16 protein-coding genes and 1 pseudogene are annotated in these 20,386 nt (G+C 69.1%); 8 read left to right on the plus strand and 9 right to left on the minus strand.

The window, feature by feature from the left end; translation table 11 throughout:
* Together ACSDR0_RS27115 and ACSDR0_RS27120 are read left to right on the plus strand one after the other, a co-directional pair.
* The coding region (locus tag ACSDR0_RS27115) for a transposase (RefSeq protein ID WP_435291703.1) at positions 1-292 on the plus strand (292 nt) is incomplete at its 5' end.
* A 311-nt stretch (positions 293-603) separates the two neighbouring features.
* Positions 604-3,393, plus strand: coding sequence for a Clp protease N-terminal domain-containing protein (locus ACSDR0_RS27120; RefSeq protein ID WP_435291704.1), 2,790 nt, complete (start codon positions 604-606; stop codon positions 3,391-3,393).
* Positions 3,394-3,563: 170 nt separating this feature from the next.
* Here ACSDR0_RS27120 and ACSDR0_RS27125 read toward each other — a convergent pair whose 3' ends face one another.
* On the minus strand, positions 3,564-3,797 hold the full coding sequence (locus ACSDR0_RS27125; RefSeq protein WP_435291705.1) for a hypothetical protein: 234 nt from the start codon (positions 3,795-3,797) through the stop codon (positions 3,564-3,566).
* Positions 3,798-3,936: 139 nt separating this feature from the next.
* Positions 3,937-4,614 carry a helix-turn-helix domain-containing protein gene (locus ACSDR0_RS27130; protein WP_435291706.1) on the minus strand — a complete coding sequence of 226 codons (678 nt, stop codon included), beginning with the start codon at positions 4,612-4,614 and terminating at the stop codon, positions 3,937-3,939.
* A 149-nt stretch (positions 4,615-4,763) separates the two neighbouring features.
* Between ACSDR0_RS27130 and ACSDR0_RS27135 the strand changes: the two genes are divergently transcribed.
* From ACSDR0_RS27135 to ACSDR0_RS27145, 3 genes are read left to right on the plus strand one after another with little or no spacing between them, the layout of a single operon-like run.
* Positions 4,764-5,969, plus strand: coding sequence for a cytochrome P450 (locus ACSDR0_RS27135; protein ID WP_435291707.1), 1,206 nt, complete (start codon positions 4,764-4,766; stop codon positions 5,967-5,969).
* A 5-nt stretch (positions 5,970-5,974) separates the two neighbouring features.
* Positions 5,975-6,919: an ATP-binding cassette domain-containing protein gene (locus tag ACSDR0_RS27140; protein WP_435291708.1), complete on the plus strand. Its 945-nt coding sequence runs from the start codon at positions 5,975-5,977 to the stop codon at positions 6,917-6,919.
* On the plus strand, positions 6,916-7,674 hold the full coding sequence (locus tag ACSDR0_RS27145) for an ABC transporter permease (RefSeq protein WP_435291709.1): 759 nt from the start codon (positions 6,916-6,918) through the stop codon (positions 7,672-7,674). Before ACSDR0_RS27140 ends, ACSDR0_RS27145 begins: the two co-directional genes overlap by 4 nt.
* 31 nt (positions 7,675-7,705) lie before the next feature.
* Here the strand turns inward: ACSDR0_RS27145 and ACSDR0_RS27150 are convergent, their stop codons facing one another.
* The gene (locus tag ACSDR0_RS27150) at positions 7,706-8,491 is read right to left on the minus strand and encodes an SDR family NAD(P)-dependent oxidoreductase (RefSeq protein WP_435291710.1); all 786 of its coding nucleotides are present in this window, start codon (positions 8,489-8,491) and stop codon (positions 7,706-7,708) included.
* A gap of 86 nt (positions 8,492-8,577) precedes the next feature.
* On the opposite strand from ACSDR0_RS27150, the gene ACSDR0_RS27155 reads away from it, so the two are divergent.
* Positions 8,578-9,435 carry a helix-turn-helix transcriptional regulator gene (locus ACSDR0_RS27155; protein ID WP_435291711.1) on the plus strand — a complete coding sequence of 286 codons (858 nt, stop codon included), beginning with the start codon at positions 8,578-8,580 and terminating at the stop codon, positions 9,433-9,435.
* 834 nt (positions 9,436-10,269) lie between these two features.
* Positions 10,270-13,305 carry a CARDB domain-containing protein gene (locus ACSDR0_RS27160; RefSeq protein WP_435291712.1) on the plus strand — a complete coding sequence of 1,012 codons (3,036 nt, stop codon included), beginning with the start codon at positions 10,270-10,272 and terminating at the stop codon, positions 13,303-13,305.
* Positions 13,306-13,509: 204 nt separating this feature from the next.
* On the opposite strand, the gene ACSDR0_RS27165 is transcribed toward ACSDR0_RS27160, so the two are convergent.
* The 6 genes from ACSDR0_RS27165 to ACSDR0_RS27190 all read right to left on the minus strand — a co-directional run bounded on the left by ACSDR0_RS27165 (position 13,510) and on the right by ACSDR0_RS27190 (position 19,510).
* On the minus strand, positions 13,510-14,571 hold the full coding sequence (locus tag ACSDR0_RS27165; RefSeq protein WP_435291713.1) for a hypothetical protein: 1,062 nt from the start codon (positions 14,569-14,571) through the stop codon (positions 13,510-13,512).
* A gap of 34 nt (positions 14,572-14,605) precedes the next feature.
* Positions 14,606-15,154: a hypothetical protein gene (locus ACSDR0_RS27170; protein ID WP_435291714.1), complete on the minus strand. Its 549-nt coding sequence runs from the start codon at positions 15,152-15,154 to the stop codon at positions 14,606-14,608.
* Positions 15,155-15,279: 125 nt separating this feature from the next.
* Complete coding sequence (locus tag ACSDR0_RS27175) at positions 15,280-15,717, minus strand: response regulator (RefSeq protein ID WP_435291715.1); 438 nt, start codon at positions 15,715-15,717, stop codon at positions 15,280-15,282.
* A 57-nt stretch (positions 15,718-15,774) separates the two neighbouring features.
* The gene (locus ACSDR0_RS27180; protein WP_435291716.1) at positions 15,775-16,452 is read right to left on the minus strand and encodes a response regulator; all 678 of its coding nucleotides are present in this window, start codon (positions 16,450-16,452) and stop codon (positions 15,775-15,777) included.
* Positions 16,449-18,266, minus strand: a complete 1,818-nt coding sequence (locus ACSDR0_RS27185) for a sensor histidine kinase (RefSeq protein WP_435291717.1) — start codon at positions 18,264-18,266, stop codon at positions 16,449-16,451. Before ACSDR0_RS27185 ends, ACSDR0_RS27180 begins: the two co-directional genes overlap by 4 nt.
* 365 nt (positions 18,267-18,631) lie before the next feature.
* Positions 18,632-19,510, minus strand: a complete 879-nt coding sequence (locus ACSDR0_RS27190; protein WP_435291718.1) for a helix-turn-helix domain-containing protein — start codon at positions 19,508-19,510, stop codon at positions 18,632-18,634.
* A gap of 278 nt (positions 19,511-19,788) precedes the next feature.
* On the opposite strand from ACSDR0_RS27190, the pseudogene ACSDR0_RS27195 reads away from it, so the two are divergent.
* Positions 19,789-20,331, plus strand: a pseudogene (locus tag ACSDR0_RS27195) (aldo/keto reductase); the annotation flags it as partial.
* Positions 20,332-20,386: the final 55 nt, after the last annotated feature.

Consider the following 20,386-nt stretch of genomic DNA (forward strand, 5'->3'; position numbering starts at 1 on the left):
CGGGGTGCAATTCACCTCTTGGGCCTTCACCCAGCGTGCCAAGGCCTCCGGCCTGGTCCCGTCCATGGGTTCGATCGGTGACTGCTTTGACAACGCCGTCATCGAGTCGTTCTGGGGGCGGATGCAGACCGAGCTGCTCAACCGCAAGCGATGGAAGACCCGGATCGAACTGGCGAACGCGATCTTCGAATATCTAGAGATCTTTCACAACCGGCGACGACGACACAGTGCCTTGGGGATGCTCACCCCCATCGAGTACGAGATGCTCTACCCGAACGTCCAGTCGGCATGAGAGTCAACCAAGCCGACTCCACCGAACTCGGGGTACATCAGAGCCTCCACCGAACCCGGATCGCTTCAGCGCCTCCCATGCCGGTCGCGTGACACCGCGCTTGCCCGGCTCCTTTTCCATGACCAGTTCGTCGTAGCCGCCGGCCGTCAGGGCGTCGAGCTGGAGCTGCGGGTTCTGATCACGCGTGGAGACTCGTGCGTACGCCCGAACGGTCATCAGCTACCTCCACCGTGTCCGGATACGTCTACTTTCCCGGACCGCCCGGCACGTCCGATGCGTTATCGCGCAATCACGTTGTGCGATCTTCTCGGATGATCGACGATGCAGGTATGCGCGGACGTGTGCTGGTATGGGCCGGGGCCGTGATCGCGGTGGCGGCCTTGGTAGGGCTGGGCGTCCACCTCGCCCGCGTGGGGCTGGATGAGGCGGACAAGCTGGCCAGCGTGATCGGGTCGTTCGTCGCGATGGCCGGGCTTGCCGTGGCGGTGTACGGGCTGATCTCCGGCCTGGAGCTCCGCCGCCGATCCGCGGAGTCCGAGCGGTCGACGGCCCGGGACGTCCCGGCCCCCTTGGACCAGGCGGTGGATGAGCTGGCTCTCGCCGTGCGCCAGCAGTGGGGCAACGAGGCCGCGATGCGCGGGTTGCACCAGCCGTCTCCGCTGCGCGTGCGCTGGTCCAGCACCGGCCGTCCGGTGGCGGCGAGCCCGGCGGCGGTGCTGGGCGAAGGCGTGGTGGGCGGGCGGCCTGTCCGGCTCCGGCTGCGCGGCGACGTGTCCGAGGCGGCGGCGATGTTCCTGCGGCTGCCGAAGCGGCAACTGGTCGTGCTTGGTGAGCCGGGTGCGGGAAAGACGGTGCTGGCGATCCTGTTCACGCTGGACCTGATCGAACGTCGGGGACCCGTGCCGGTGCTGCTTCCGGCCTCGTCATGGAACCCGCAGGCCGAGCATTTGCACGGTTGGATCGCCCGGAGGCTCGCCCATGATTTCCCGGGCCTGAGGAGTGCCGGCGCGTACAGATCCGACACCGTCGCGCGGCTCATCGAGGACGGGCGGGTGCTGCCCGTCATCGACGGGCTGGACGAGATGCCCGCCGCCCTGCACACGTTGGCGCTCCAGGCGATCGATCACGCCGTCGCGGGCCGCAAGGCGATCGTCATCACCTGCAGGACCGGCGAATATGAGACCGCCATAGCGTCCGCCGGGCGGCCGCTGGCCACCGCTGCCGTCGTTGAGCTTGGCACGGTCGGCATTCTCACTGCCGCCGCCTTTCTGACGGCAGGAGCTTTACCCGGTGACAACCGCTGGAGCCGGGTTCTCGACCATGTGTCCGGCCACCCGGCCGCTCCGCTCGCGCAGGCGCTCTCTACTCCGCTCATGCTCTCCTTGGCCCGTTCCGCCTACGCGGGCCCTACCGCCGACCCCGCCGAACTGCTCGATGAGCGGCAGTTCCCGGATCGCGGCGCGGTCGAGCGTCATCTCCTCGACGCTTTCGTGCCCGCTGTCTACCGTCACCTCCCGGTGCCGCGGCCGCACCCGCCCGGAACAACAATGCGGGCGTACCGCGCAGGTCAGGCACACCATTGGCTGGTCTTCCTGGCATCTTTCCTCCAGCAGCGGGCCAGGCGCGACCTGGCGTGGTGGCGTCTGCACAGGGCTCTCCCACCGGTCGGCAAGCGAGTCGCCGTCGGCTGCTGCGCCGGGCTGTTCGCCGGGCTGCTGTCCGGAGTCGTAGCTGGACTGCGGGAACTACTCTGGTTCGGGCTCCCTGGTGGTTTGGCGTCCGGCTTGAGGGTGGGAAGTTTCGTGGCGCTGCTGTCCGCAGTGCCTGCCGGGCTGGCGGCCGGTGTCATGGCGCCACCGTTCGAGCCGATCCGGCTCAGTGCGCGGCTCAGTGGGCGGCTCGGGCAACTGGTCGTGGAGCTGCGGGGCTTCGGCTGGTCCGGCCTGCTGTCCGGTGTAGTACTGGGGGCTTGGGTCATGGTCTTGGAGCAGGTGCTCCTCGGTCGTCCCTCCGGAGACTTGTCGCACGGGTTCGTGGTGACGGCGCTGATGTTGGTGATCGGGCTTGTGCTCGGGTTCATGCAGTGGCTGCGCCTGCCGGCCGACCAGATCCATGCTGTGGGCCCGCAGGAAGTGCTGCGGGCCGACAGGGACGCCGCCGTCGTACTGGCGCTGGGCGGCGGCGCGGGCATCGGGGCGGCGACGGGGCTGGGTTTCACGTACTTCGGAGGGGACGGCTTCGTCGTCGCCCTCTGGTCGTGTGTGGTCGTTGGCGTGCCCATGGGGTTTGTCGCGGCGTGGCCCTGGTATTTGCTCAGCGCCGGTTGGCTCGCTCTGCGCGGAAGGCTCCCCTGGCGCGTGATGGCGTTCCTTGACGACGCGCACCGGCGGGACGTGCTCCGCAAGTCCGGCACGTTCTACGAGTTCCGGCACGCCCGCCTTCAGGACCGCCTCGCCGGCCGGCCGTTCCTGACCGACGGAGGGCAGGGAAGCGAGTTCGCCGCCACCGCGCGACAGCACGGGTCTCGGCGGTCCTGGTGGAGGGCTCGACTGACCGCGAGGCTGCTGCGCGGAGAGCTGTTCGAGTGGACTACGGACCGGGCGCGTGTGGTCATCGTCCTGGCTCAGGAGGAGGCCCGCGCCTTCAAGCACGACTACATCGGATCGGAGCACATCCTACTGGGCCTCATCCAAGAGAACGACGGCATAGCGGCCAGGGTGCTGAAAGGCATGGGGGTTTCCTTGGAGGAGGTCCGCTGCGTCATCGAGGAGGTCATCGCGGACAGGGGCGCGCCCGGCCACCCCAGAGTCCGTGCCGGGCATGTCAAAGAGGACGCGGCAGTCGAGCGGGGGGAGCCTGTTTCGTTCACGTCGCAAACCAGGAAAGTGCTGAAGCTGGCGCTCTGCGAAGCGTTGCGCCTCGGACACGACCACATTGGTACGGAACATCTCCTGCTCGGACTGATGAGAGAGGGCGAAAGCGCTGCGAGTCAGGTTCTGCTGAAGTCTGGCATCGCTGTGGACCGTGTCCGCAGCCAGATCGACCGCGAACTCGCACGGCATGGCGCGGTCACCGGTCAGGACACGTCCCCGAGTGGATGAAGCAACCGCCCGATCCTGAGAGCTGAGGCAAGCCGCGCCTGCCGATGCCCCCGCGGGCCGATCCGATCTCGGTCGTCCGGAAAGGTGTGCCTTTCTGGACACTCCAGCGACCAGGCACGATGCCGTCCAGAAACCCCTATCCCGAAAGTCGGTCACCACCGCCGTTCCCGTCACGGGGCAAACAGGACGCGGGACTCAAGATCGAGGCAGGTGGTGGGAGCGGCGGCTGGCGGGTTGAGGTCAAGTATCCAGTCACCGAGCCTGCGCAGCAGGGTGACGGAGGAGATCCGGTTCTGGCGGATGGAGATCGAGGCGCGCGAACTCGGCAGGCGGCTGAGCAGTAGCGGCTGCGACGTCCCGTCGCAGGCCGGCTGACGGTCGGCCCGCGTTCGGGAGCCTCGCACGGAGTTTCGTTACATGGTGCCGCTGGCGTGGCGCTGCGTGCGGGAGTTTCGTCACGCGGGTCGAACAGGGCCTCGTGGACGTTGAGACGGCGATTGGACGACAGCACTTGAAATCCGGGGCACGATCCCTGCGGTCTGATCACGGCAGGAGGTCGCGCCAGCGTTCGGCCGACGCCAGAGCGTCCAGGCTGATCCGCTCCAGGAACGCACCGCCCCTGGCCAGGCGGCGTCCCACTGGCGTGTCGAGCCCGAGCGTCCGCCCCGCCGCCTTCGCGATCTCCGCCGCCGCGAGCGTCTGCCGCGAGCTGATCATCGTCGAGCGGTACCAGGCGTCGTCGTCGACCACGTAGATGTCGTGCCGCCGCTGCGGATCACGTTCGCGCCTGATCAGCCCCTGCCGGGCCAGGTAGCCCACTGCCATGGAGACCGAGGCGGGACTGACTTTCAGCCCACGCGACAGCTCGGCCGCAGTGAGCCTGCCGTCCTCGCTCAGCCACAGGCCGATGAGCACGCGCGCCATCATTTTCGGCAGGCCCATCCCGATCGCCATCTCGACGGCTCCCTCTTCCACCTCGAAGACCTTGCGGTCCCGGGGTTCGGCCGAACGTGCCGGGGTGCCGCGCCGCGCCCGCCGCGCCGCCGCCTGGTGCGCCCGCTCGGGGCGGTAGTCGCCGGGGCCGCCGTTGCGGCCGACCTCACGGCTGATCGTCGAGGTCGGCCGGTCCAGCCGCCTGGCGATCTCGGCGTAGGAGCGGTCTTCGGCGAGGCCGGTCGCGATGCGCCGGCGGTCCTGCAGGGTCAACCTTCCTTCTGACATGACACCACTATTGCGTTCGACATCACACAACGCAATGTTTCATTGCATTCAGCTTCAGGGCCAACGCATCAATTTATCGACTTTGACCTGTCCTTATGCGCATTGATCGATTGACAGAATTTCTGAAAGCAACGTAGCTTTCAATTGTGATGAACACGTACTATCGCGATGAGCCGGTCACTCCGTCCCTCGACCGCTCACCCGCCTGTCCCTTCGATCCCGCCCCTTCGCTCACCGCCCTGCGCGCAGAGCGGCCGATCGCCCGTATGGCCGCGCCCGAGGGCGCCCCCGGCGTCTGGATGATCACCGGGTACGACCTGGTCCGCCAGATCCTCGCCGACCCGCGGTTCAGCTCCCGTTACGAAACCCACTACCACCCCCTGGCGGGCGGGCACCTGCCGCCCGCCCCCGTCGGCGACCTGACCGGCATGGACGCCCCCCGGCACACCCGCTTCCGCAAGCTGCTGGCGGGCAAGTTCACCGTCCGCAGGATGAACCTGCTCACCGAGCGGGTCACCGAGATCACCCGTGAGCGGCTCGACGCGATGGAGCGGCAGGGGCCGCCCGCCGACCTCGTCGAGGTCTTCACGCAGCCGGTTCCAGCGCTGATGATCTGTGAGCTGCTCGGCGTGCCGTACGAGGACCGCGACCGGTTCCAGAGCTCCACCCGGGCCCTGCCGGACGCCGGGACCGCTGAGGCGCAGTACGCCGCCTTCGTCGAGCTCGGCACGTACCTGCGGGAACTCGCGCTCGCCAAGCGGGCCAAGCCGACCGACGACCTGCTCAGCGACCTGGCCACCGGCGGCGACCTGACCGACGAGGAGCTCGGCGGCGTGGCCGCGTTCCTGCTCGGCGCCGGGCTCGACACCACCGCCAACATGCTCGCGCTCGGCACCTTCGCCCTGCTGCGCAACCCGGCCCAGCTCACCGCCCTGCGCGGCGACCCCGACCTGGCCGCCGGCGCCGTGGAGGAGCTGCTGCGTTACCTGTCCGTCGCCGCCACCGGTATGCGCGGCGTGCTGGAGGACGTGGAGCTCGGCGGCAGGCAGCTCAAGGCAGGCGACACGGTCGTCATCGCGATCAACGCCGCCAACAGGGACCCGGCCAGGTTCGCAGGCCCCGACGTGCTCGATCTGCGCCGCGCGGCCGCCGGGCATCTGGCCTTCGGCCACGGCGTCCATCAGTGCCTCGGTCAGCAGCTTGCCCGCATCGAGATGCGTGTCGCGTTTCCCGCGCTGCTCATCCGCTTCCCGACGCTGCGGCTCGCCGTACCGGCTGAGGACCTGTCGCTGCGCACCGACCCCTCGCAGGTGTACGGCGTGCACAGCCTGCCCGTCACCTGGGATCGGGGGTGAACGCGATGCGAACCTTCGTCTCGGTGACGGGGCTGCGTAAGTCCTACGGCGCCCACCGCGTCCTGGACGGCATCGACCTCACCATCCCGCAGGGCACCGTCTTCTCGCTGCTCGGCCCCAACGGCACGGGCAAGACCACCACGGTGCAGATCCTGTCCACCCTGATCAAGGCCGACGCGGGCGAGATCCGGGTCGCCGGGTACGACCTGGCCAAGGAACCCGACAAGGTGCGTGCCGCGATCGGCGTCACCGGCCAGTTCTCCGCGATCGACAGCTTCCTCACCGGCGAGGAGAACCTGCGGCTCATGGCCGACCTGCTCCACCTCGGCCGCGCCAAGGGCCGCGAGCGCGTCCGCGAACTGCTGGAGCGCTTCGACCTCACCGACGCCGCGCGCAAGCCCGCGGTCACCTACTCGGGCGGCATGCGCCGCCGGCTCGACCTCGCCATGACCATGGTCGGCACGCCCAAGCTCATCTTCCTCGACGAACCGACCACGGGCCTGGACCCGCGCAGCCGCCGCACCATGTGGCAGATCGTCCGGGACCTCGTCCGGCAGGGCGGCGTGACCATCTTCCTGACCACCCAGTACCTGGAGGAGGCCGACGAACTCGCCGACCGCATCGCGCTGCTCAGCCAGGGCCGGCTGGTGGCCGAGGGCACCCCTGAGGAGCTCAAGCGAATGGTCCCCGGCGGCCACATCGTCGTGCGCTTCGCCGACCCCGACGGGTACCGCAGGGCGGCCGGCCACGTCGGCGCCACCTCCGGCAACGACGCGGCGCTCACCGTCCAGATCCCCGACTCCGGCGGAGTCAGGACGCTGAGGAAGCTCCTGGAGTGGCTGGACACGCATGCCATCGACGTCGCCGAGCTGTCGGTGCACACCCCCGACCTGGACGACGTCTTCCTCGCCCTGACCCAGGAGCCCTCGGCCAAGGAGCCCTCCCGATGAGAGCGATCACCGACTCGGCGACGATGCTGCGGCGCCAGGTCAAACACATCTGGCGCTACCCCACTCTGATCCTCACGTTCGCGTCCGTGCCCGTGGTGTTCCTGCTGCTGTTCGTCTACGTCTTCGGCGGCACCATGGGCGCGGGCATCGGCGCCGACCGCGCCGCCTACGTCGGTTACCTCACCCCCGGCATCATGATCACGACGATCGTCGGGGCCGCGCAGGGGACCGCGATCTCGGTGGCGACCGACATGACCGAGGGCATCATCGCCAGGTTCAAGACCATGGCCATCGCCCGCGTCTCGGTGCTCACCGGGCACGTACTCGGGGCGATGGTGCAGACGTTCCTCGCGATCGCCATGGTGACCGTGGTGGCGTTGCTGATCGGGTTCCGCCCGTCCGCCTCGGTGCTGGACTGGCTCGGCGTGGTCGGTGTGCTGGCCATGTTCACCTTCGCGATCACCTGGCTGTCGGTCGCGCTCGCCATGGTCACCAAGAACGTGGCCACGGCCAGCAACCTGCCGATGCCGCTGATGCTGCTGCCGTTCCTCGGCAGCGGCTTCGTCCCGACCGAATCGATGCCGGCCGGTTTGCGCTGGTTCGCCGAGCACCAGCCCGCCACCCCTGTCATCGAGACGCTGCGCGCGCTGCTGGCAGGGCGTCCGGCCGGGTCCGGCTTCCTGGAGGCGGCTGTGTGGAGCGCGGGCATCGCCCTGGTCAGTTATCTGTGGGCACGCAGGCTCTACAACCGGTGAGGTTCACCGGGGCTTGCCCGGGCTCTCCCTTTCAGGCGCCGGCGCCACCGTCCACCGGCACGATCGCGCCGGTCACCATTGAGGCCCGGTTGCTGAGCAGCCATGCGGCCACCTCGGCGACCTCGCGAGGCTCGGCCATCCGGCCGAGCGGGATCGATGCCTTGAGTTGCTCGATGATGCCGGGGGACGCCGCCTCCCACGTGTCGATCATCTTCGTGGCGGTGCCGCCGGGGGTGATGCCGTTCACCCGGATGCCGTCACGGGCCCAGCTCACGGCGGCGGTCTCGGTGATGCTGTTGAGCGCGCGCTTCATGGCGCCGTATGCGGGGAGGGCGGGGTTCGCGCGGCGGCTGCCGATGCTCGAGGTGTTGACGATCGCCCCGCCACCGTTCCGTCGCATGAGCGCGGCCTCGGCGGTCATGGCGGTCCAGTGCGCGCGGAAGTTCACCGCGAACTGCTCGTCGATGTCCTCGTCGGTCGTGGTGTCGAGGGGGCCGAGCTGCTGCTGGATCGCCGCGCCGTTGTTGAAGGCGCCGTCGAGCCGTCCGTGCAGCTCTTCGACGCGGTCGACGGCGGCGCGGATGCTTGCGCGGTCGGCGAGGTCCAGGGCGACGGCGTCGGCGACGCCGCCGTCGGCGCGGAGCTCGGTGACGATGCGGTCGAGGGCGTCGGTGCTGCGGGCGGCGAGCACGACGGCGGCACCCTCGGAGGCGAAGAGCCGGGCCGCGGCCGCCCCGATGCCGCGGCTGGCTCCGGTGATGAACACAACCTTGCCGGTGAGCAGGCCGATGGGGGTGGTGTCGATGTCGTTTGTCATGACGACAGTGTCAGGCCGGCCTCCAGGCCGGATGCAGGCACAGGCAGTACCAGGATCCGTCGCCGCGCGGCGTGCACACTGGGGGTATGGACAAGCAGGAGCTGGGGGCGTTCCTCCGTAGCCGTCGCGAGCGGCTCCGACCGGAGGACGTCGGCCTCCCCTCGGGCTCGCGACGCCGGACGCCAGGTCTTCGCCGCGAGGAGGTCGCGGTCCTCGCGCACATCTCCATCGAGTACTACGTCCGGCTCGAGCAGGGCAGGGCGCCGCGACCGTCGGGCGAGGTCCTCGCCGGGATCGGAGGCGCGCTGCGGCTCACGGACGCCGAGTCCGATCACCTCCACGTCCTCGCGGGCACCGCGCCGAGCCGTACCGGACTGCATCGGCGCGACGTCCGCCCGAGTATCCTCACGCTCCTCGAGCGGCTGCCGCAGACGGCCGCTTTCGTGATCTCCGCCGCGTTCGAGGTGCTCGCGTGGAACGACCTCGCGGCCGCGCTCATGGAGGACTTCGCTGAGCTCACCCCGGAGGACCGCAATCTCGCGCGCCGGGCATTCCTCGGGTCGGCGCGCGCCGATGCGACGCTGTACGGGATCTCCGACGCCGCAGAGTTCCGGCACCACGTCGTCATGGGGCTCCGATCCACCCTCTCCCGGTACCCGTCCGACCCCGCGGTGACCAAGCTCGTCGACGAGCTCCGCGATGCCAGCCCCGAGTTCGCCCGACTCTGGGAGCGGCACGACGTGCAGGCCGCGTCGATGCTCACGAAGACTTTCCGTCACCCGGTCGTCGGGGAGATCACCGTCGACTGCGACTCGCTCACGCTCACGGACCGCGACCAGCAGCTCGTGCTCTACAGCGCGCCGCCGGGATCCCATGGCGCCGAGGCTCTGGCTCTTCTGAACGTACTTGGAGCCGATTACGTAGTTCCTGGTTCTCCAGGGTGAGCTGGTGGACGGCCCGGGCCAGGGCAGGGACGTCCTCCCGAATCTGGGCGAGTTTCTTGTGTTTGTTCGCGATCGTCTTCTTCAGCTCGGCGATCGCCTCGCGCGGCCGCACTTCGACGTCCGGGGTGGCCCCGCGTGCTTGGACGCGCTCATAGAACTCGTTCTTCAAGCTCCACAGGAAGTTCAGCGACAGGCGGATGTCCGTCACGTAGTTGCGTCGCGTCTCCGGCGTACAGGACCGGAAGTCCCTGGACCGTACGTAGGCGCACAGTCGCGTATCCACGCGGTGGTCCGGTGAACATCCCCGGCCCGGACACCCACCTCCCGCTCTCTTTCCGGTAGGTCCTCCCAGCCCTCCAGAACCGATCGCCGAACACCACTCCGAACGGCGTCTCGGGGCACCCAGAACACTCGCCAGTCCGCCACATCAGCCCTCCCCTGAACAGGAACGACACGCCTGTTCAATAGGGCCGCCCGTAGTTTCCAGCGAAAAAACAACGCTGTGCGGCGGGGCCGGGCCGGCGGGTGACGCACCAGGGGCAGATGGCCGGAACCGCGGGTACCGGGACGGCGATCGTGCGGGCACAGGGCCGTCGGCTGCAACCGAGAGGGACGGCCGGCGGATGCGCGCGGCCACCCTGAACACCACTTGTCTGGGATTGTCAAGCGAACAACTAGCCGGTCAGCTGCGTGAAGGTCGTTAAGGCACGTAGGGCAAGCAGGCCGCTGCGGCACGCGCATCTGGGGCGGCCAGCCCGCCTTGAAGGGATATAGCGCGCTATTTAGGTAGGCCCTACTCATGTGCTGGGGATCAGACCCGCCGAACCTTACGGCATGCGTCGCATCCTGCGGTTCCTGATCGTCTCCGCTCTGGTCGCCGTCGCCCTGGTGGCGGTTCCCACCACCGCCAACGCCGAGACCAGCGTACGGCTCCGCTTGACGATCGACCTCGTCAAGCAGCACGAGAATCCGGACTCGGACGGCGCGTCGGGCAACTACTACCCGAAGATCTTCTTCGGCACCGACGCGCCGCAGGACCGCTCCCCCGTGGAGAGCGCCGAGTTCCACCCCAACACCTTCGAACCGCCCTGGGTCTTCACGCATGTCGCGTCCGTCGCGCCCAGCCAGCACACCGTCCGGGTCCGGGTCGAGCTGTGGGACGAGGACGGCGGGCTCAGCGGCGAAGACGACCAGCTCGACATCGACCCCACCAACCGCAGCCTCGACCTGGACCTGACCTACCAGCTCACCACCGACACCTGGACGGGCGAGAGCATCGTCCCCAAGCAGGGCAACTTCATCGGCGACGGCGACTCCGGCTTCCCCGGACCGCACGACGGGAAGATCGCCGAGATCGGCCTGGGCATCCAGCGGACCACCGACCTGCCCGACACCGATGGCGACGGCATCTACGACGTCGTCGAGCTGCACGGCATCCGTGACACCGACGGCAGCCTGATGCACGACCTCAAGGCACTCGGCGCCAGCCCCTGCCGCAAGACGATCGTGGTGGTGGCCAGCTGGATGTCCGGCGCCGCGGACGGCCACGACCACAAGCCCAAGCAGGCGGCGATCGACGAGGTCAAGGCCGCCTTCAACGGCTCGCCGGTGGAACGGGCGCCGACCTGCCCCTATGTCGGCTCGATCTGGACCCAGGGCGCGGAGGTGCTGGTCATCCCCGGCCGCGCCGAACCCGAGACCACCGTCCTGCCTCTCGACAGCACCCTGTATCGAAGCATGCGCCAGCGGGCCCTCAACCCGCAGCGGGCCCGTTTCGTGCATTTCGTGCTCTTCGGCCACCAAGTCGCCGCGGGCAGTCCCACTTCCGGCCAGTGCTGCGAAGCCGATCGCGGCGAGAAGGACTTCATCGTGACGCTGGGCGCGTGGCGGGTGGCCTGCGTGGGCCCCGGCACCGACGGCGTGCTCAACACCCCCACCCCCGCCAACGACGACCAGAAGGTGGGTGACTTCATCCTGGTCGGCGGCGATCGCACCTGCGACACCACCGCCACCGCCGGCCTCGACGAGCAGGTGATCCCGATCAACACGGGCCGTGACGACGCCCGGGTCGGGACCGTGCGCGACCAGTCCCTGACACTCATGCACGAGCTCGGCCACGCCCTCGGCCTGGCGCACGGCGGCTTCGAGCCCACCAACGGCAAGCCCAACTACCTCAGCGTCATGAACTACGGGTTCAACCCCTTCGGCATCCCGCTCGGCCCGGCCCGCTCACCGGCGCGCCTGGACTACTCCGACGGCCTGCTTCCGCGGCTCGACAAGAACAACCTGCGCGAGGCCGACGGCATCGGCGACGGCACCGACTTCACCCGATGGATCGACGGGTTCGGTGTGGAGTCGTGGGGCCCCGGCAACGCCGCCCTCGACTGGAACGGCAATGGCGTCATCGACCCCGGCACCATCCCCCGCGTGGACATCAACGCCGACGACGACACCTGTGTGCTGCCAGGCACCGACGGGCTGCAGACCCCGAAGCATGTCGACGACGCCTTCGGCGGTGGCGGCATCGTGCAGGGGTCCGACGGCGACTGTGACACCACTCCCGGTGCCCGCGACTTCGGCCGGGCCGACCTCCTGGACGACTTCAACGACTGGCGCAACCTGAAGTACCGGGCCGAGGGCTCCCCCGACGCCGGATCCGATGGCATCTTCCCTTCCGGTCCCGAGTTCACCTGGGACGCGGCCCTGGCCCGCGAGCTCAGCATCCGCCGCTTCTATGACCCCGACGTGGCGGTGACCAAGACCGCCGACAAGGCTCAGGCCGAACCCGGTGACACCATCGCCTACTCCGTGAAGGTCAACAATGTCGGCCCCGGCCTGGCCACATCGATCCAGCTCACCGACACCCTCCCCGACGGCACCGCGGCCGGCCGTACCCTCGCCGACCTGAGTCCTGCCGCCACCGCCACCGAGACGTTCACCCACACCGTGCCCTGCACCGCCGCGGACGGCAGTGTTCTGACCAACCGTGCCTCCGTGACCGCGAGGAACCGTGCCGACGGCTCCGAGGCCAACACCGCCAACAACACCGACTCCGCCTCCACCACCGTGAAGCGGCCCGTCCTCGCGCTCACCTCGACCGCCACGCCCACCGCGCATGCCGCCGCGGCCGTCACCACCACGCTCACCGCGACCAACACCGGCGGCGCCGCGGCCACCGGCGTCACCCTCACCTACACGCTGCCGCCGTCGGTCTACTACAGCACCGCGCTCGACCAAGGCTCCGGCCCTCGGCCGACGTCTGTTTCCGGCACCACCCTGACCTGGCAACTCGGCTCGCTCGCTCCCGGCGCGACCGCGTCGATCGCCTTCACCAGCCGTTCCAGCCTGCTCACCACCGGCGGCACCGCGCTGACGGGAACCGCCACGATCATGTACGGCAATGCGGGCGGCTGCACCTACACCCCGATCTCGGCCACGTCGACCTCCACCGTCACCGAGGCCACTCCCACCCGCGATCCCCAGCTCGTCACCATCTGGGCCCTGCTCGGTAACCGCACCCCCGAACTCCTGGCGCGTGTCCAGGCCACCGACACCCGCTACGACCGCAACACCGACGGGCGCCTGTCCCAGGAGGAGGCCTCGGAGGCCTTCCGCCTCCCCCTCCTCCAGCCCCGCCCCCTGGCCGCCGAACTCCTGGCCACCTACCTCAATGTGGCCGACCGCCGCATCAACGCTGCCACCGCGGTCCACACGCTCACCCTCGAACGCCTCGATCTCCATACCGTCGCCGACGCCGCCCGCCACGCTCAGACCGTCCTGCGCCTGCCGCCTTTGACCAACCTGATCCGCTACACCGACGCCACCCTGGCCCTCACCGAAATCAACTCCGGCCTCGCCGCCCGCTACTGACCGACCTCGTGCCCCTGTGCGTTGCTCATCCATCGAGCCGCCGCGGATCCCGTGGAGCGGACCACGTCGTTGGCTCCTCCTTGAGACGCGGGTGGAAGTGAGCGAGCCGCCGATCAGAACGTCATGACCGTCCATGGCGCGGAATTCCATCCGACTCCGCGCCTGGAAGAGGTCATGTTCGTCCCCGGCGGCTCGCGCTGGAGGTCAGTGGAGGTAGATGGGAGCTTGTGACCACGACGACTGGCCGTGGACGTTGCGGTAGTACTTGACCTTGGTGCCGCTGAGCTCCAGAGCCGCTATATGGCTGGCTGCCCGGTCCCGGCTGAACGAGGGGTCGCCCACGATTCCGCCCCATTCGACCAGCACTCGGGTCCACGACCCCGAGCCGTTGGGTTTCCACCAGAAATAGATCTCGCCGTTGGGAGCCTGGGCGACGATCGACGATGTGGTCCCGTCGTTGGCGAGTTGGGGGTCGGCGCCGCTGAGCGTTCCGCCCAGGCTCACCGAGCTGAATGTCCACGAAGAACTGCCGTGGACGTTCCGGACGTAGGTCAGGCCGTTGTTCCAGTTGCGGAAGGCGATGGTGGTGGTCGTGGCGTCTCGGGCGATGGAAGGGTCAGACAGCACGCTGTACGGCTGCGCGACCAGATTTTGCGACCAGCCTGTGGCGTTGTCGGCCTTCCAGAAGAAATGCATGCTGTTGGCCTCTCCCCGGGCTGCTATCACCGTGGTGGTGCCGTGACGGGCCATGGAGGGACTACCGAAGACGGGCTGCTCGGAGACCAGGTGGCGGACCCAGGTGGGGTTACCGTGCGTGCTGGTGTAGGAATACAGCTCGCCCTGGGGGGTGACGGCGGCGATGATCGTCTTGGTGCCGTCGCGGATGATGGCGGGCGTGCCGGCGACACTGCCGGGTCCGGCGGCCTGCTGGGCGTTCCAGGTCGGATCGCCATGCAGGTTCCAGTAGAAGGTCAGGCTGTTGTTCGGGCCCTGGACGGCGATGCCGGTGCCCGCCGCGTCGCGTGCCAGGGCGGGGTCCGAGTAGGCGTTCGGGCCGGGGAGTAGTTGTTTGCCCCATTTGCCGATCGGGTCGCCGTCCAGGTTGTAGGCGAACCAGATGCCCGTGCCGACCCGGAAGGCCAGCGAGGTGGCACCGGAGCCATGGGTCACCGGGACCGGCGGCGCGGCGAGCGCGGGGCTCGAACCCAGGGCCACTGTCAGGAACAGCGCTAACCATATGGCCGCGCATCGGGAAATGTGCTGCATACGTCCTTCTTTCTGCCGTTGAGTCGGGTGGTCGTCAGGGGTTGCGGTAGACGGAAACGGTGATGTTCTCCGTGCCGCCGTTGTCGCCTCGCTGGGGGTCGTTCACCTGGAACTGCAGGCGGCCTGGCCGTGAGCCCAGGTAGATGTAGCAGGGGCTGTCAGAGCCGGAGACCCGCCAGCCGGTGCTGCGGGTGACGGAGTCGTCGAGCCTGGCCAGCCGGTTGCTGACGTTCGTCCGGGCACGGACCATCAGCACGTAGGGCGCGAGCATGGGGGCGGGCCAGCCGGGGCCGGCGAGCCGGCCCTGATCGCCGTCGGGGTCCTTGGTGGTGCCCCACCAGTCGATCCGCAGGAAGGAGAACGCGTCGGTCTGTGAGGCGAAGACGTCTCCGGGGCGGATCGTGCCCACGCTGACTCCGCGTGCGTCCTCTCCGTCCAGGACGGCGTGAAGGGTGAGGTCGGCGGCCTCGCCGCCGTCACATCGGGTGAAGGCATCGTCGGCATGGGCGGGTCCGGCGGGCAGCAGGCCGCCGAGGACGAGCGCGAGCGGCAGGGCGGCGGTGACGATACGGCGTGCGGTCATGGCGGGTGCTCCGATGTCGGGTGGCTGGGCTGACATCGGCAGTTTGCGGCGGCCGGGCGGGGCGCGTCCGGCCTGGAAGCAGAGGCTTTCGCGCGGGAACCCGGGGTCACCCCGGCGGTTTTCCGTCAGGTTCCGGGAAGGATGTCCGCCACGTACGGATCGATGGTGATCTCGCCGCGATGAACGGCGGCGAGCATCTCAACGGCCAGATGAGGTCCGGCCAGGCGCTCTTTGAGCAGGTAACCGACCCCTCCACCCGCGGGGAGCCGGAGTACCCGCCGAACGTAGGCGGCGTCGGTGCGGGTGGACAGCAGCAGGATGCCGACAGCCGGATGAGCGGCGCGGATGGCCTCGGCCGTGACCATCCCCTGATCATCGGGGGTGGGAAGGTCGATAACGACCACGTCGGGCCCGGTGTCGGCGACGACGCGCAGCGCCGTCTCGTGGTCGGCGGCGGAGCCGAGTACCTCCAGGCCGACCTGGGCGAGCAGTTGCCTCAGCGCGGCGAGCAACTCGGGCGTGCTCTCGACCACGACGACCCTTGCCGCTCGCGCGCGTTCCACATTCTCGATCTTGTACGCATTCTCAGCGGATGACCCCCCAGGTTTCCACCCCGGGTGTCAGGTTTTCCCCTGGCTGCGCAGGTAAGCCAGCGTCGCCAGCACGCGCAGGTTGACCCCGCGCCGCCCTGCCTCATCCGGCATCAACCCGAGCTTGCCGAACACCGTGCTCAGGTTCTTCTCGACGTTGCTGATCGCGCACGACAACCGCTGGGCGATGGCCAGGTTGGACAGGCCCGTCGCCACCAAGGCGAGAATCTCCCGCTCTCGCGGGGTCAATGCGGCCAGCGGGTCGTCGGCGCGCCGCCGGCTCATCAGCAGGCGCACCACGTAGGGGTCGATGACCAGTTCGCCCCTGGCCACCCGGGTCAGCGCGTCGACGACCACGGTCATCTCGCCGACCTGGCTTTTGGCGAGAAAGCCGACCGCGTGCGGCAGGTCGTCCATCGACAGCAGTCGCTCCACGTACACCGGGTCGGGGTTGGCCGAGACGGCCAGCAACCCCACGTCGGGATAGCGGACGCGGAGCCGTTCGGCGAGGTTCAGGCCCTCGTCCGGCGGCCCGTCCAGGGACAGCCGCAGGTCGATCGTGGCGACGTCGGGGGCGTGCCGATCGATCAGCTCCATGGCCCGCTCGGCTGTGTGCGCGACTCCCGGCACGTCGATCCCGTGGTGGGCCAGCGCCTCGGCCAGTGCGGCGCACAGGATGCGGTCGTCCTCGACCACGATGACTCTCACAAGGGTGTCCCTTCGGGTGGCAGGGGAATTCGGACGGTGAGCCGGGTGCCGGCGCGCGGATCGCTGTCGATCCCGAAAGTGCCGTCCACGGCGCCGACACGGGCGGCCAGCCCGCGCAGGCCGGTGCCCGAGGCGTCGGCCCCGCCCACGCCGTCGTCGGCGACCCGCACGACCAACTCGCCCGGCCCCGATTCCGCCGTCTCGGCGGGGGTGATCGTGACGGACACCCGGGTGGCGCCTGCGTGCTTGTAGACGTTGGCCAGGGCCTCGGAGATCACGAAATAGGCGGTCGACTCCACGGTCGGCGGCCATCGGATGGGCGGGATCGACACGTCCGTGACCACCGGTGACCGGTCGGCCAGCACGGCGATCGCCTGGGCGAGGCCGTACTGTTCCAAATCCACGGGATGCAGGCCCTGGGCGAGGGCGCGTAAGGCCTCGATACCGTCGAGCAGTTCGGTTTTCGCCTGTTCGAGCAGGGCGGCGGCCTGCGGGGACTCTCCCGCGTCGAGCCGTTCGGTCGCCATGCCCAACCGGAGGAGCGCCGCGAAGAACCGCTGCTGCGTGCCGTCGTGCATGTCGCGGGCGATCCGCTTGCGCTCCTCGAACGTCGCGGTGGTGAGCTGCGACCGCGACTCGCGCACCTCCCGGTAGAGCTGGGCGTTCTCCAGCGTCAGGCCGGTCAGCGCGATGGCGATCGCCGTGGCCCGATCGCCGGAGGCCACCGCCGGGTCGTGGTCGATGACGCAGAGCAGCCGGCCTCCCCGGTGGATCGGCGTCGCCGCCCGGCCTTGGCCTTCTGTGGGTTGGCTCTTCCTTGGTTCAGGGAACGTTCCGTCGGGCCGCGGAAACACCAGCCGCAACGTCGGATCCCCCAAGGTGTCGGCCAGCGCCGCCTGGAGGGCGCCGAGCTGACGCTGCCCGGCCAGCCGCAGTGGCAACGCCGTCAGCCGGATCTGGTCGGACCACGCGAAGCCCATCCACAGCAGGTAGCCGCCGAGGCTCACGACGGCCGTGCCGCACACGAGCAGCACCCCGAACATCAGCTGCGAGTCCAAGGGCAGGGACAGCGCGCTGCCCAGCGACGGCGCGAGCAACAGCACCCCGATGAGGGCCAGCGTCCCCCAGACCGGGCCGGTGCGACGCCGACGCGCACGCAGCGAGGTCAGCAGCCGGCGGAGGACGAGCACAACACCCACGACCCCGATCACCGCGACCAGGTAGCTGCCGAACTTGCCCCACGCCGTGTTGATCTGCGGAAGATTGAAGTTCCATTTGTTGGACGGCTGGTCGGCGAGGTAACGCCCGACCTGGCTGCCGACGGAGGCCACATAGGCCAGCACGACGTACACGCGATCGACGGTGTTGCTGAGAGACCCCGTGGGGACGCTCATCGCGATGTGCCCGAAGACCCCCACGTACAGGTAGGCCAGGCAGAAACCGGTCACGTAGAGTACCGGGTGCTCGGGCAGCACTCGCAGGAACGCCAGGTAGTAACTCGCTCCGAGGATGAGTAGCAGGACTCCGAGCCGGATCCACGGCGTGCGCCACCACACCAGCGCCCCGCCGAGGATGAACGGAACGCCGAAGGCGTGATAGGCGACATCGAGCCAGACCGGTGGCGCGGGCGTGCGGGGCAGGTCGGACACGGCCCAGGAGACGCTCGTCGTCCACGCCGCCAGCGCGAGCGCGAGTCCCGCCGCCACCAGCGGTGCTGCCCCGCGAGCGCCGGCCCACCGGCCCTTCTCCCGCGGGGTCGCCCAGTGCCGCGTCGCCCGCACCGTGCCACCGAGGTCATATCGCTGGTCTTTCACCAGTCGCTGCGTCCTCCGGGCGGCGAAGGTACGGGAGGGTACGGCGCAAGCCTATCCCGGCGGTGAGCACCCGGCTACAGGTCGAAACCTGCGGAGATGCGGGAGGCCGCGCCTGCCTCCACTCGCGCTTCACCAGTCGGTCGCAAGATCACGCCGGCGATCGTCACGCCTTGGCCGGTTCCTCGAACAGGTGTCCAGAAGGTGCTTCGGTCGAAACATTTCCTGGGCCACACGCTCCCGGGATTACTTGCGATGGGACCCGGGCCTGGTCCCGGCTGTGTGGCCGGCCGCGTCGGCCGGTCATGCCGGCGCCGAGGAGAACACCGTTCCCCAGGAGAGTGGCGGGCTCGGTCAGGGCGCGCGTGTCAGCGGGTGGTGTGCGCTGTGCCGTCGGTGCGGGCTTCGCTCGCGGTCCAGCTGCGCAGCAGGTTCATGGCGTCGGCGGAGGGGGTGGCGGGCTCGGTGAGGTAGGTCATGAGGTTCAGGCCCGGAGCGGAGACCAGGGCCAGGACTTCGTAGCCGAGGGTCATGTCGCCCACGATGGGGTGGTGGATGTTCTTGGTGCCGGTGGAGTGGGTGCGGACGGTATGCCCGCCCCACCAGGTGCGGAACTGGGTGCTGCGGGTGGCGAGTTCGCCGACGAGTGCCATCAGGGCACGGTCGCCGGGGTCCTGGCCGGCCAGGAGCCGCATCGCCGACACCGCCTCGCGGGCGCTTGTCTCCCAGTCCGGATAGAACACCTTCGAGCGTTCGTCGAGGAACATGTAGCGGGCGCTGTTCAACGCGGCCTGCCCGGCCGGGAAGAGATCGGGAAACAGCGCGCGGCCCAGGGGATTGGACGCGACCGGATCACCGAGGCGGGTCATCGCGATCGCGGGGACATCGCCCATCATGTCGATCAGCTGCGCGACCCGTGGGGAGACGCGCGGTCTGGGCTTCGTGCGGGGCGCCCGGCGTGGCCCGGTCGCCTCGCGCGCCAGATCGAACAGGTGTGTGGTTTCCGCCTCGTTCAGCTGCAATGTTCGAACGAGGGCGAACAGCACACTCTCGGACACCCCGCTGAGGTCGCCGCGTTCCATCCGCGTGTAGTAGGCGGTGCTGATCCCCGCCAGCTGCGCGACCTCCTCCCGGCGTAGGCCGGGAACGCGTCGTTCGCCGCCGAAGACGGTCACTCCGGCCTGCTCGGGGGTGATGCGCCCGCGCAGTGCGGTGAGGAACTGCTGCACGTCAGCACGGGTGTTCATGCCTCGACACTAACCCCGCGCCCATCCGGCGTGGGAGTCACCGCCGTTCACCCCCACCCGGCCCCGGCGTGGAGGCCGGGGGTCAATGACAGGGACTCTCACCCGCGCCACGGACGTGCCTAACGTGGGGGACGTGGCGCGCAGGACGCGGCAGAGAACATCGCCCTAAACGATCTCGCCGCACTCGAAATCACTCAAACCGCTGAGAGGGCCTTTTGATGGACTACACACGTCTTGGCAGTTCGGGCCTGAAGGTCAGCCGGATCGCGCTCGGTTGCATGAGCTTCGGCCGGCCCGCCCCGGGGTGGAGCTGGACTCTCGACGATGACGCGGCTGAACCGATCTTCCGGCAAGCCCTGGAGCTGGGCGTCACGTTCTGGGACACCGCGAACGTCTACGGCATGGGCACCAGCGAGGAGATCGTCGGGCGTGCGATCAAGAAGTACACGACGCGCGAGCAGATCGTGCTGGCGACCAAGCAGTGGGGGCCGATGAACGACGGCCCCGGCGGCTCCGGGCTGTCTCGCAAGGCGATCATCGAGCAGACCGACGCGTCGCTGCGACGACTGGGCACCGACTACATCGACCTGATGCAGATCCACCGCTTCGATCCCGACGTCCCCGTCACCGAGACGATGGAAGCCCTGCACGACGTGGTCAAGTCCGGGAAGGTCCGTTACATCGGCGCCTCGTCGATGTGGGCCTGGCGGTTCGCGAAGATGCAGTCCGTGGCCGAACTGCACGGCTGGACGAAGTTCATCTCCATGCAGGACCAGTACAGCCTCACCCACCGCGAAGAGGAGCGGGAGATGTTCGGCCTCCTGGCCGACCAGGGTGTCGGCTCGATCCCGTGGAGCCCGCTGAACGCCGGGATCA

Source organism: Streptosporangium sp. G11 (assembly GCF_051192615.1).
GTDB lineage: Bacteria > Actinomycetota > Actinomycetes > Streptosporangiales > Streptosporangiaceae > Streptosporangium.